This is a genomic window from Sulfuritortus calidifontis (assembly GCF_003967275.1).
Classification (GTDB): domain Bacteria; phylum Pseudomonadota; class Gammaproteobacteria; order Burkholderiales; family Thiobacillaceae; genus Sulfuritortus; species Sulfuritortus calidifontis.
The window spans coordinates 895,162-908,003 of the sequence record NZ_AP018721.1 but is presented as its reverse complement, the minus strand read 5'-3'; the positions used below and the strand labels follow the sequence as shown (position 1 = coordinate 908,003).

General features: G+C 66.3%; 8 protein-coding genes. 3 read left to right on the top strand and 5 right to left on the bottom strand.

Going from position 1 to position 12,842, the window contains the following annotated elements:
* The first annotated feature begins 93 nt into the window (after window positions 1-93).
* Window positions 94-1,251, top strand: coding sequence for a Do family serine endopeptidase (locus EL388_RS04820; protein ID WP_126460429.1), 1,158 nt, complete (start codon window positions 94-96; stop codon window positions 1,249-1,251).
* Here EL388_RS04820 and EL388_RS04815 read toward each other — a convergent pair.
* Entirely contained in the window at window positions 1,199-2,968 is a 1,770-nt protein-coding gene (locus EL388_RS04815) for a thioredoxin domain-containing protein (protein ID WP_165919150.1), read from the bottom strand. The genes EL388_RS04820 and EL388_RS04815 overlap by 53 nt on opposite strands.
* Before the next feature lie 191 nt (window positions 2,969-3,159).
* On the opposite strand from EL388_RS04815, the gene EL388_RS04810 reads away from it, so the two are divergent.
* Window positions 3,160-3,918: a response regulator gene (locus tag EL388_RS04810; RefSeq protein ID WP_126460423.1), complete on the top strand. Its 759-nt coding sequence runs from the start codon at window positions 3,160-3,162 to the stop codon at window positions 3,916-3,918.
* A gap of 32 nt (window positions 3,919-3,950) precedes the next feature.
* Window positions 3,951-4,244, top strand: a complete 294-nt coding sequence (locus tag EL388_RS04805) for an antibiotic biosynthesis monooxygenase (RefSeq protein WP_126460420.1) — start codon at window positions 3,951-3,953, stop codon at window positions 4,242-4,244.
* A gap of 9 nt (window positions 4,245-4,253) precedes the next feature.
* Here the strand turns inward: EL388_RS04805 and zwf are convergent, their stop codons facing one another.
* The 4 genes from zwf to EL388_RS04785 all read right to left on the bottom strand — a co-directional run bounded on the left by zwf (window position 4,254) and on the right by EL388_RS04785 (window position 12,682).
* The gene (zwf, locus tag EL388_RS04800) at window positions 4,254-5,738 is read right to left on the bottom strand and encodes a glucose-6-phosphate dehydrogenase (RefSeq protein WP_126460416.1); all 1,485 of its coding nucleotides are present in this window, start codon (window positions 5,736-5,738) and stop codon (window positions 4,254-4,256) included.
* Window positions 5,739-5,740: 2 nt separating this feature from the next.
* Window positions 5,741-6,658 (bottom strand): phosphogluconate dehydrogenase (NAD(+)-dependent, decarboxylating), encoded by a 918-nt coding sequence (gnd, locus tag EL388_RS04795; protein ID WP_172599413.1) that lies wholly within the window; start codon window positions 6,656-6,658, stop codon window positions 5,741-5,743.
* Between the two features lie 97 nt (window positions 6,659-6,755).
* The gene (locus tag EL388_RS04790; RefSeq protein ID WP_126460408.1) at window positions 6,756-9,428 is read right to left on the bottom strand and encodes an EAL domain-containing protein; all 2,673 of its coding nucleotides are present in this window, start codon (window positions 9,426-9,428) and stop codon (window positions 6,756-6,758) included.
* Window positions 9,429-9,472: 44 nt separating this feature from the next.
* On the bottom strand, window positions 9,473-12,682 hold the full coding sequence (locus EL388_RS04785; protein ID WP_172599381.1) for a response regulator: 3,210 nt from the start codon (window positions 12,680-12,682) through the stop codon (window positions 9,473-9,475).
* Between the last annotated feature and the right edge of the window lie 160 nt (window positions 12,683-12,842).

Genomic DNA, 12,842 nt, shown 5'->3' with positions numbered 1-12,842 from the left:
CGAATTTAATCCCCCAATCACGGGCAAAACCTTAACGGCCGGCCTTCGGGGGGGCTTGGAGTACAATCGACCGCCTCCATATCGGGAGCCATCATGCGCAAACACTGGCTGGTTTTTTCGCAGATCGTCGCCGCGGTCGTCCTAGTCCTGGCCGCCGTGGCCGGCCTGGGCTGGCTGTTCCCCGGCCTGATGCCGAACGGCACCAAGATCAGCATCCGGGAGATCGCCCAGACCGGCCAGGCGCAGCGCGCCGCCGGCACCTATGCCGAAGCCGCCAAACGTGCGCTGCCTTCGGTGGTCAACATCTTCACCAGCAAGGAAGTCCGGCTGCCGCGCTCGCCCTTCATGGACGACCCCATGTTCCAGCGCTTCTTCGGCTTCCGTCCGGAGAGCCAAGCCCAGCGGGTGACCAACCTGGGCTCGGGCGTGATCGTCAGCGACCAGGGCTATATCCTGACCAACCAGCACGTGGTCGAAGCGGCCGACGAGATCCAGGTCACCCTGGCCGACGGCCGCAGCCTGCCGGCGAAAGTGGTCGGCACCGACCCCGAGACCGACCTGGCCGTGCTCAAGGTTCAGCAGGCCGGCCTGCCGGCCATCACCTTCGCCAAGCCCGACAGCCTGCAGGTGGGCGATGTCGTGCTCGCCATCGGCAACCCCTTCGGCGTCGGCCAGGCGGTGACCATGGGCATCGTCTCCGCCCTTGGCCGCAGCCACCTCGGCATCAATACCTTCGAGAGCTTCATCCAGACCGATGCCGCGATCAATCCGGGCAATTCCGGCGGCGCCCTGATCGACATCTCGGGCAACCTGGTCGGCATCAATAGCGCGATCTACTCGCGCTCGGGCGGCAACATGGGCATCGGCTTCGCCATCCCGGTCTCCATCGCCCGCCAGATCATGGAACAGATCATCACCACCGGCGGTGTCACCCGCGGCTGGATCGGCATCGAGGTGCAGGACATCACGCCGGAAGTCGCCGAGTCCTTCGCCCTGCCTTCGACCCAGGGCGCCCTGATCGCCGGCGTGCTGCGCGGTGGCCCCGCCGACCGCGCAGGCATCCGTCCGGGCGATGTCCTGGTCAAGGTGAACGGCAAGGCGGTGACCGATTCGACCACCCTGCTCGGCCTGATCGCCGCCCTCAGCCCCGGCCAGACCGCCAACCTGGAAATCCAGCGCCGACAGCAGCCGCTGCAACTCAGGGTGCAGGCCGAGAAGCGGCCCCTGATGCGCCGCCAGGCACAGGAATAAGGCCCGGCGCAAGAGCCGGTGCCGCCAGACTCAGGCGCACCAGACCCGCCCGCCAGAAGACGTCCCCCCGCGTCATCTTCATGGCGCGCGCCAGGGCCGCACGGGCTCCTCGCCGCAGATCCGCCTCGCCCGAGGCCAGGCCCAACTCAATCAGTAGCGGTGCCGGCGCGTAAGTATGGCCCTCCTCCCAGGCATCCGCCTGGGCAACGACCAGGCGGCGCGCCTCCAAGTGAAACTCGCCCGCCCGATGGAAGCGGCGCCAGGCCTCGCGCTGGATCTGCACGGCCAGGCGGCGCGCCTGCGCATCGCCGCTCGCCAAGGCGTAATGCCACACCCCCCAAGCGACATAGGCATAGTCCTCCAGCTCCGCCCCGGTCAGAACGGCAGCCGCGGCCAGCCCCTTGCGCAGACTACGGCCGGTCCATAGCCGGTCGCGGACCTTGCCGTAGAGGGCCGCAGCGGCCTGAGCATGGCGTGGCAGCTCGCGCCCGGATTCGGCCAGGGCCGCCAGCAACAGCCCGTTCCAGCCGGCCAGCACCTTGCCGTCGCGCGGAATCGCCCGCCCGGCCCGATCCCCGGCCAACTTGGCCAATGCCGTCTGCTGCGCCAGCGCCTCCTCGGGCGTCGGCAGGCCGTGGGCGAAGGGCAGGTAGCCCGCCTCGTATTCCGCCGCCCGATCGAGCGCCCACAACCGGTGCACCAGCTGCCAGTCCGCCTCGCCGAGCAAGGCGCGAATCCTTTCGGCCGGCCAGAGATAGGCGCCGCCTTCGACGCCGCGGCTGTCGAGGGCCGACAGGCTGGCCGCATAGCCGTCCGCTTCGGCCATCTGCGCCAGGACGAAATCCAGGGTCCGCTCGGCCACCGCGCGATAGCGCGGCTCGCCGAGAAACCCGGACGCCCGCAAATACAGCGCCGCGAGTTGGGCGTTGTCGTAGAGCATCTTTTCAAAATGCGGCTGTTGCCAATCGGGGTCCACCGTGTAGCGAAAAAAACCGCCGGCCACTTGGTCGAACAGGCCGCGCCCGGCCATCTGGTCCAGGGTCAGGCGCAGGAAGCCGGCCAGATCGGGATGCCGCGCCCGCAAGTCGAGCAGCGCGGCCAGCTGGGGCACCTGAGGGAACTTGGCGGTTGCGCCGAAACCGCCGCGCAGGAAGTCGGCCTCTTCCAGGGCACGTTTGACGAAGGCGGCCGGCAGATCGGCCGGCAACGGCGGCGCCGGCTCGACCATGGCGGCCGCCCGCGCCGCCGCCTCGAGCTCGGCCGAACCGGTACGCCAGCGCGCCGCCAGGGCGCTGGCGATGCGCAGGAATTCATCCCTCGGGGCGTACTGCATGGCGAACAGGGGATAGCCTTCGGGCGTGACGAAGACGTTGAGCGGCCAACCGGCACGGCCGCGGGTCCGCTCGGAGAAGGCCTGCAAGGCCGCATCCAGCGCACTGTTCAGTTCGCGGTCCACCTTGACCGGGATGTAATGATCATTGAGTAGCCGGGCCACTTCAGGGTCACGATAGCTCTCGCGCTGCATGACATGACACCAGTGGCAGGCGAAGTAGCCGATGGAAACCAGCAGCAGGCGGTTCTGCCGCCTGGCCTCGGCCAGGGCGGCCGGCCCCCAGTCGCGCCAGTCGGTGGGGTCGTCGGCGTGCATGGCCAGATAGGGCGAGCCATGGCCGGCCAGTCGCCCCGCCGCATAAACCGGATTGATCCCCCATGACAAGAAAATCGCTATCAACGGGAGGGCAGTTCGCAATAAGATTGTCTTGGTCAGCATTGCATACCTACTCATCCGAAAACGACGCACAACTCAATGCATAGAGGGCGGCCCAGTGAAGACGTTGCAGCAAGGTGTCTTATTCCCGGCGGGGCGGTTGCCGACTCGAAGCAGACGCTAACCATGACATCGCAGCCATGAGCAAACCCATCAAAATCCTGCTGGCCGAAGACAACCCGGTCAACCAAAAAGTCGCCGTGCGCATGTTGGAGAAGGCCGGTCACTCTGTCACGGTGGCCGAAGACGGCGAACAGACCCTGGCTGCCTGGCGGCACGAAACCTTCGACCTGATCCTGATGGATGTGATGATGCCCAACCTCAACGGCCTCGAAGCGACCGAGCAGATCCGCCGGGAAGAGGCCGGCAGCGGCCGGCACATCCCCATCATCGCCCTCACCGCCAACGCCATGCAGGGCGACCGCGAGAAATGCCTGGCGGCCGGCATGGACAGCTACCTACCCAAGCCGATCCGGTTCGATATGCTGCAGGCCGAGATAGACGCCGTGCTGGCCCCCCGCCTCGTCCCTGCCGCGGCGCAAACCGCGGCCACCTCCACCGGCCAGAGCGACCTGCCCATCTTCGATCGCGCCGACGCCCTGGACCGCATCGGCGGCGATGAGGAACTGCTGCATGGCCTGCTCGACATCTTCATCGCCGAATATGACAACTACATCGGCAACATCGACCGGGCCTACGCCGCCGAAAACTGGCCGGACTTCGTGCGCGCGGCGCACACCGTCAAGGGGGCGCTCGGCACCATCTCGGCCACGCGCGCCCAGAAAAAGGCCGAGGCCCTGGAATTCGCCGCCAAGGCGGGCGAGCAGGCGCGCTATGCCACGCTGATCGCCGACCTCAAGCAGGCGTTGGCCGACTTCAAGGCTGAAATCGGCAAGTAGAGCCGCTGTTCGAGCGAATCGAGGAGCCTGCCATGCATGTCACCCTGGTCCACGTGCACATCAAGCCCGGTTGCGAGAGCGCATTCATCGCGGCCTGCCGGGCGAACCACCTGGCCTCGACGCAAGAGGCGGGCAATCTGAGATTCGACGTCCTGCAGGACGCGGCGGACCCCTGCCGCTTCATCCTCTACGAGGCCTACGCCAGCGAAGCGGATGCCCTCGCCCACAAGGAGACCGCGCACTACCTCGCCTGGCGCGACGCCGTGGCGGCGCTGATGGCCGAGCCACGCCAGGGCATGCGCTATCTCGGGCTTTACCCCGAATAGCCCTCCCACTCAGACCTCGTTACGCCACTCGGTCTCTTCCGAATCGAACAGGCGGTTGGCCTCCAACGGCCCCCAACTGCCGGCTGGATAGGTGTGGATGAAGTCGCGCTCCTGGGCCCAGTACTTCAGGATCGGATCGACCACCTGCCAAGCCCAGTTCACCTCGTCGAAGCGGATGAACAGGGTGTGGTCGCCCTCGATCACGTCGAGCAGCAGGGCGGCATAGGCGTCGAGCGGGCTCTCGTCGGCGCTGCGATAGCCGGCGTTGAGCCGGATCACCCGGGTGTTCATGCCCAGGCCGGGCTGCTTGGCGTGGATCTCCAGGTGCATGCTCTCGTCCGGCTGGATCGAGAGCACGATCCAGTTCGGGTCCAGCGTCTCCAGCGGCGTCTCGCGGAACAACTGCTGCGGCGGGTGGCGCAGGCGGATGGCGATCATCGACAGCTGCTCCTTCAGCCGCTTGCCGGTGCGCAGATAGAACGGCACCCCGCGCCAGCGCCAGTTGTCGATGTAGAACTTGGCGGCGACGAAGCTCTCGGTCACCGAATCCGGCTCCACTCCGGCCTCGTCCTGGTAGCCCGGCACCTGCTCGCCACCGACCAGGCCGGCCTTGTACTGGGCACGGAAGGCGTGGGCATGGACCGAGCGCTTGGAGATCGGCCGGATCGAGCGTAGCACCTTCACCTTCTCATCGCGCAAGGCATCGGCCTCCAGCGCCGGCGGCGGCTCCATCGCCACCAGGGTCAACAACTGCATCAGATGATTCTGCAGCATGTCGCGCAGGGCACCGGCCTTGTCGTAGTAGTCGGCCCGCTGCTCGATACCGACCGATTCGGCCACCGTGATCTGCACATGGTCGATGAAGTTACGGTTCCACAAGGGCTCGATCAGGGTGTTGGCGAAGCGGAAGACCAGAAGGTTCTGCACCGTCTCCTTGCCCATGTAGTGGTCGATGCGGAAGATCTGCTGCTCGTCGAAATAGCGGTGCAGCAGCTCGTTCAGGGTGCGGGCCGATTCGATGTCCTCGCCAAAGGGTTTCTCCACCACGATGCGGTGCAGGCCACGCGGTTTGTTCAGGCCGCAGCAGTCGAGGGCCTTGATCACCGGCGGGAAATCGGTCGGCTTGATCGCCAGGTAGAACACGACGTGGGAACAGACGCCCATCTTCGGCTTGGCCAGCAGCTCCTTCAGCCGCTCGTAGGAGGCCGCATCGTGCAACTCGCCGCGCAGGTAGTCGAAGCGGGCGGCAAACCGGGCCAGCACGGCGTCCTCCACCTTCGGGTATTTGGGCTTGAGCAGATCGATGACATGGCTGCGCCAGGCAGCATCGTCCCAGCTGCGGCGGGCGAAGGCGATGAAGGTCAGCGCCTCGGGCAGCTTGCCGCTGAGTTCGAGGTGGAACAGGGCGGGGATCAGCTTCTTGGTCGCCAGGTTGCCGGTGGCGCCGAAGATCACGAAATTGCAGGGCGGCAGCGCTTGTTCTTGCTCGGTCATGGTCACTCACCCTTGCCTTGCACGGCATGGCCGCCGAAGCCCTTGCGCATCATGGCCAGCATGCGGGCGGCATAGTCGTTCTTGCCCTGGCTGGCGAAGCGCATCATCAGCGCGAGCGACATCACCGGTGTCGGCACCCCCTGCTCCACCGCCTCCAGCGCGGTCCAACGGCCCTCGCCGGAATCGGCCACCACCGGGGCGATGTCGACGAGCTTCTGGTCAGCCTTGAGAAAGTCGGCGGTCAGATCGAGCAGCCAGGAGCGCACCACCGAGCTGTGCCGCCAGAGCTCGGCGATCTTCGCCAGGTCGAGCTCGAACTCGGTCTTCGCCTGCATCAGGGCGAAGCCCTCGGCGAAGGCCTGCATCATGCCGTACTCGATGCCGTTGTGGACCATCTTGGTGAAGTGGCCGGAGCCGACCGGCCCGGCATGCAGCCAGCCGCGGTCCGGCGCCGGGGCCAGCAGCTTGAGGAAGGGAATCACCGCCGCCAATGCCGCCTCGTCGCCGCCCGCCATCAGGCAATAGCCATTGTCCAGGCCCCAGATGCCGCCGGAAACGCCGACATCGACGAAGCGGATGCCCTGGCCGGCAAGCTGGTCGGCGCGGGCAATGGCCTCCTTGTAGTAGCCGTTGGCGCCGTCGACCAGGATGTCGCCCGGCTCGAGCAGGGCCGCGGCCTGGAGGATGGCCGCCTCGGTCGCCGGGCCGGAAGGCAGCATCAACCAAAGCACCCGCGGTGCGGACAGGCTGGCGACCACCTCTTCCAGGCTGCGGCAGGCCCGGACGTTGTCGTCGCCGGCGGCCAGCTTTTCCGCCACCTCGAAACTGCGGTTGTAGGCGTAGACCGTGACCCCGCCGCGGGCCAGGCGTTTGGCCATATTGCCGCCCATGCGGCCGAGCCCGTACAAGCCGATCTGCAATTGCGTCATTTTCGATTCTCCCCGATTACCGATGTGTTCTATCTTAGGCACAAGCCGCCGCCTATCGGCACTACATACCACCGGCGGACGCCACGACTTAGCGCTTGCGTTGCAACCAGACGATCAGATCGGCCAGCGCCATCGGCTTGGCGATCAGATAGCCCTGGACCAGATCGCAGCCCAGGCTGCGCACGACCTCGAGGTCTTCCTGGGTCTCCACGCCCTCGGCCACGGTGGTGAGATTGAGCTTCTTGGCCATGGCGATACTCGACTCGAGAATCGAACGCGCGGTCGCATCCTGATCCGCCCCGCGGACGAAGCCCTGGTCGATCTTCAATTCGCTGAACGGGATGCGCCGCAACTGCTCCATGGAGGAGTAGCCGGTGCCGAAGTCGTCGATCGACAGGCTGACCCCCTTCAGCCGCAGGCGGCTCAGCACGTCGAGCGCCACGGTCGGGTCGTGCACCAGGCCCGATTCGGTCACCTCGATGATCAGGTAGCGCGGGTCCAGGCCGGCCGCCTGCGAAGTCGCGACGATGAACTCGGGCAGCTCCAGGCTGCCGAAAGATTGGGCCGAATAGTTGACGGCGATCTTGAGCTGGTGGCCCAGGCGATGCAGCTCGCTGCCGGCGTCGATGGCGTTCTTGAAGATGGCCATGGTCAGGATCTCGATCAGGCCACCATTCTCCGCCAGCGGCACGAACAGGCCGGGCGCGAGGATGCCGTGCTGCGGGTGATTCCAGCGGGCCAGGACCTCGACCCCGATCACCTCGAGGCTGCGGGCATCGACCTTGGGCTGGAAATAGGCGACGAACTGGTTGGACTCCAGGCCGGTCAGCAGGTCGCCGACGCTGATCGCCGGGCCCGCCGCCGTGCCGGCCGCCGCCGTCTCGGATGCGCCATAGCGATTGAGCACATCGTAGAGCGCCGCGCTGTAGACCGGCTTGACCAGGGTACCCAGCACCCGCAGGTTCTGCGCCTTGGCCAGCTCCTGCACGCTGCTCAGTACCCGGCTGTCCTCGCCGCTGACGAAGGCGATGCCGCCGCGGAACTTGCGCGCGACCAGATGGCGGATGAATTCCACGCCGTCCATGCCGGGCATGTTGAGATCGGTGACAATGACGTCGGCATCGTGGGGATGGGCGTCCAGGCTGGCCAGGGCCTCGGTGCCGTTGCCCGCCTGGCGGACCTCGCGCACCCCGAGGCGCTGCAGGATGCTGCCGATCTGCAGCCGCATGAAGACGTCGTCGTCGACCACCAGGACCCGCAAGTTCGCCCAATCCGCTTCCGCCGCCGGCAGTCGAGCCGGGTCCGGGTCCGGGTCCGGGGCCTGGGCCTGGGCCGAGGCGTGCTGTAATTCCTCGCGGATCGCCTGGATCACCCCGGCAGCCGATCGGGACAGGATTGGCACCCCCCTGCGAATGGCGGCCCAGTCGCCGGCCTTGGCCGCCGATTCCAGCGCGACCGCCTGGCCGGCCAGGGCCTCGTCGCCGATGGCAAGCAGCGAAGACTTCAGCTTGTGCAGGGACTTGCCGACGGCCTCCGCGCTCGCCGCCTGCATGCCCGCATCGATCTCGTCCAGCAGCCCCTGCAGAGAGCCGATAAAAATCTCCGACATCCGTCCCAGCTCGCGCGGGTCGTTCTCGTCCAGCAGCATCCGCAACGCCTGCATGGGCGAACGCCGCTCCTGCGACGGCGCGGCCACCGTGCCGGCGGCCGGCATCTTGGCTGCGACCTGGCCGTCGCCCAGGCCGAAGCGATCCAGCATCTCTTTCAGGTCATGCAATTGGACCGGCTTGCCGAGGAAGGCGTCAATCCCGGCGCTCAGGCAGCGGTCGATGTCCTGCTGGATGGTATTGGCCGACAAGGCGACGATCGGCACATGCCCGCCCTGGCCCCGCTCGATCTCGCGGATGCGCTCGGCCAGGGTGATGCCATCCATCACCGGCATGTTGCAGTCGGTCAGAATCAGGCCATAGCCGCCGCCCTGCCACATCTGCAGGGCCTCGGCGCCGTCCCGGGCAAAATCCACACCGTAGCCCAGCTTGCTCAACTGCCGCTTGAGCAGGATGCGATTGGGCTCGTAATCCTCCGCCGCCAGGATGTGCCGCCTCGGCGCCGGTTCGGCCACGCCGGCAGCCGGCGTCGAGCTGACCGCGCCGATGACCTGCTTGACCATCTCCAGCATCTGATCACCGGCCGCCTTGATCTCGCGGATCTGCGTCCGTCCCGCCTGCGGCAGGTCCGGCTCCTGCTCGAGCAGCTGGGCATAGCCGAGGATGACATTGAGCGGCGCATAGATATCGCGGCCGATGCGGGCGACAAGCTCGGACTTCTCCCGCAACGCCCGGTCGGCCTCCGCCTTGGCCTGTTGCATCGCCTGCTCGGCCTGGCGCCGCGCGGTCAGGTCGATCACCGTCGCCAGGATGCGCTCGCCCAGGATATTGGCGCGCATCTCCAGATAGCGCGGCTCGCCGCCCTTGCAGGCGGCCATGCCGGCAATCGGCTCGACCTCGAACCGGGATTGTTCCGCCCGGCCCATAATCCCCTGCCAGTGATCGCGCAGTGCGATATAGCTGTCATGGTCGGGCGAGGCCTTCTGCCACCAGGCGTCCAGCGTCGCGATCTCCTGCGTGCCGTAGCCGAACAGGTCGACGAACTTGGCATTGACGTACTGGGTCCGGCCCTGCCGGTCGAACACCGCGACCGCCAGGGGCAGGCATTCCAGCAGCGGCCAGAGCCGGTCTTCGCCTTCCGGGTCAGGGCTCATGCGGACATCTCGCCTCAAGGTTAGAAAACACGACTGCCGTAGACTCAGAGTTCGGGTTCGACCAGCAGTCGATCCAGCAGGTCATACAACTTCTCGATCTTGAACGGCTTGGTCAAATAGGCCTGGAAGCCGGCGGCCAATCCCCGCTCCTCTTCGCCGGTCATGGCGTTGGCCGTCACCGCCACCACCGGCACCCCCTTGAGGTGATGGCTGTGCTGCAGCTTCTGCAGGGCCTGATAACCGTCCATGCCCGGCAGGTTGATGTCCATGAAGATCAGGTCGGGCCGGATCGTTTCAGCCAGGGCGAGGCCCGCTTCCGCCGTGTCGGCCTCGATCAGCTTGATCTCGGGCCGCTGGCTGAGCAGGCTCTGCATCAGGCGCTGGCTGAGAAAATTATCCTCGACATACAAGACATGATAGACCCTCCCCTCGGCCGGCTTCGGCCGTTTGCGCTCGACCGGCTCCGCCTCGGCGGCAGCCGCTTGCGTCGGGTCCGGCGACAGCGATGCCGGGGGCATGTCGACCCAGAATTCGCTGCCGAGGCCGGCCTCGCTATGCAGGCCGATCTCCCCGCCCATGATCTCGACCAGGTGACGGGTGATCACCAGCCCGATGCCGGTGCCGCCGACGCTGCTGCGCTCGGCGCCGAGGCGATCGAAGGGCGAGAACAGGCGGTCCTGCTTGTCGAGCGGGATGCCCGGGCCCGAGTCCTTGACGCTGAAGCGGATGCTGCCGAAGGGCATGGCCTGGCAGGTGACCTTCACCCAGCCGCCGGTGCGGTTGTATTTGATCGCGTTCGAAATCAGGTTGAGCAGCGCCTGCTTGATCCGCAACAGGTCGGCCTGGATCTCCTGGTCTGGCGGCACCAGCATCGCGAACTCGAGTTCGACCTCGCGCGCCCTAGCCAGCGGCTGGGCGATCGACTGGCACTCCTGCATGACGCTGGCCACCGGCACGGATTTGAGCTGCAGCTCCAGCTTGCCCGCCTCGATCCGGGCCAGATCGAGCAGATCGTTGATGATGTCCAGCAGGTGGCTGCCGGCCCGGTAGATCTCCTGGGCGCCGTTGCGAGTGTCGGCGTCGATCGCCTCGCCCTCGTCCAGCATCAGTTGGGAGAAGCCCAGAATGGCATTGAGCGGCGTGCGCAATTCGTGGCTCATGCTGGCCAGGAACTCCGACTTGGCGGTGTTCGCCGCCTCGGCACGCTCCTTCGCCTGCAGCAGATCGTCGAGGATCTGCTCCTGGCGCGCCGAGGCCCGATTCGCGTCGATGATCGCTGCGTAGGTGGCGTTGAACGGCGCCAGGAAATTGAGCAGCCGCTCGTCGTAGCCACCCGGACGATTGGCCAAGCCATACATGCCGACCATTTCCTCGCCGTAATAGATCGGCATGCCGAGGAAACTGTGCAGGGCCGGGTGTCCCGACGGCAGGCCGCCGCGCCGCGGATCGTGCGCCGGGTCGTTGCTGATCACCATATCGCCGGTAGCCATGACGTGGCCGAACAGGGTCTTCAGGTTGCGGAATTCCAGCCCTTTCTCTGCATGTTCTTCATAGAGCCGGCGCGTCTCCTCGTCCCAGGCGATATTGCTCAGGGCGTGAGTCTTGAGATAGGGCTGCCCCTCTTCGTCGTAGAGCACCTCGCCGATGAAGCCGTAGGCGCTCTGGGTCAGTTCGAGCAGGCCCTGCAAGAGGAAATCGGCACTGGCCGCCAGCTCGCGGGTCGCCACGTAGCTGCCCATGCCCTCGCGCAGCAGACTGAGCAGGCGCGATTGCAGCTTGGTTTCGGTGATTTCGGTGCGGATCGAGACATACAGCTCCGGCTGCCCGGCCTCGTCGAGGAAAGGCACGATGGTCGACTTCACCCAGTAATGGATGCCGCTCTTTCGCCGGTTTTCGATCTCGCCCTGCCAGATCCGGCCATTGCGCAGGGTCTGCCACATCTCCTCGTAGAAGCTCTCCGGGTGCCGGCCGGACTTGACGATGCGATGGTTTTGGCCAAGCAGCTCATCGACACGATACCCGCTTACCTCGCAGAATTTGGAATTGGCATAGAAGATGCGCCCATCGACATCGGTGGCGCTGACCAGGGCATGCTGATCGAGGGCGTGGCGCAAGCGCTCGAACTGGCGCCAGCGGCTCTGGCCGACCTGCTTGATCGCGCCCAGATGCCGCGCCCGCCTTGCCCGGGCGGAAACCGCCATGATCAGCAACTCGGGGTCGACCGGCTTGACCAGATAGTCGTCGCCCGCCGTCACCCGGGCCGCCATCTGCCGGTCCCCGTCGGACCAGGCGGTGAGATAGATCAGCGGAATGTGGGCATAGCGATCCTTCTGCCGGATCAGGGTGGCCAGCTCGGTCCCCTTGCAGGCCGGCATCTCGATATCGAATACCATGACGTCGGGCACGAACTCCTCGACGAACTCGAGGGCGATGAAGGGATCGTTGATCTCCGACACCTCCATGCCCTCATGGCGCAGGATGGCGGCAGTGTGGGCCATGGCGGCGACATCGTCGTCGACCAGCATGACCCGGTAGGGCCGGCTGGGCCGCCAGACAAGGCCGTCCAGGGTTTCGACCAGGCGTTCCGGCGTTACCGGCTGCTCCAAGAACAGGTCGATGCCGCTGCGCAATACGGTCAACTGATGGCTGAAGCCCTGGCCCGGGGTCACCGCGACGAAAACCACCCTGGCCTTGCCGTTCGTCGCGACGAACTGGCGGATCGCCTCCAGACCGGAAACCTCACCGGCCAGCCAATCGGCATCGGCCAGGACGACATGATTGGCGGCACCGGACAGATTCGCCAGCAAGGCCGTGACCGAATCGAACATCCGCTCGATCCGGCAACCGCCCTTGGGCGACGACTGCAACAGCACAGCGGCATCGGGCCCGAGCCCGAACAGGCGCCAGCCGTCGGGCAAGGCCGTCGGCCATCGGCCGGCGAGCTCCCAGCCGGCGCCGGCCAAAGGATCGCCGGCAGCCGAAACAAGGTCAGCCAGGTCGGAAACCGCCGCGACCAGTTCCTGCCATAAGCCCGATTCAGGCCGGTCCTTGTCCAGCAGCAGCACTTCCAGCCGGCTCAACAAACCCCGCGCCGATTGACCAAATTGGCTCCCGCCTTGCGGCACGGCCTGCTCGGCCAGCCCTTGCAGGGTGTGCGCCAACCGCAAGGCGCGCATCCGATCCCAGCCTTCGGTGGCCAGCAGGTCGGCCAGGTTGCGCAGATCCCGCGCCTGAGCCAGCCAGGCCGCGTGCATATCGCCATCGGCGGGTTTCGCCGCTTTCGTCACTATGGGCTCCCTCCGCCGACTCATGGCCGAAACGGATAAGTTATGGATTGAAGCAATGCCGGAGAATTCTTGATGAATTCCGCCAACGGGGCAATCCGCAACAATATCTACGTACGACTACAATAGC

What these genes read in the sequence shown, in the direction of transcription:
- EL388_RS04820 (WP_126460429.1), top strand. Translation starts at nt 94, where the DNA reads ATGCGCAAACACTGGCTGGTTTTTTCGCAGATCGTCGCCGCGGTCGTC.
- EL388_RS04810 (WP_126460423.1), top strand. Translation starts at nt 3,160, where the DNA reads ATGAGCAAACCCATCAAAATCCTGCTGGCCGAAGACAACCCGGTCAAC.
- EL388_RS04805 (WP_126460420.1), top strand. Translation starts at nt 3,951, where the DNA reads ATGCATGTCACCCTGGTCCACGTGCACATCAAGCCCGGTTGCGAGAGC.
- zwf (WP_126460416.1), bottom strand. Translation starts at nt 5,738, where the DNA reads ATGACCGAGCAAGAACAAGCGCTGCCGCCCTGCAATTTCGTGATCTTC.
- EL388_RS04790 (WP_126460408.1), bottom strand. Translation starts at nt 9,428, where the DNA reads ATGAGCCCTGACCCGGAAGGCGAAGACCGGCTCTGGCCGCTGCTGGAA.
- EL388_RS04785 (WP_172599381.1), bottom strand. Translation starts at nt 12,682, where the DNA reads ATGCACGCGGCCTGGCTGGCTCAGGCGCGGGATCTGCGCAACCTGGCC.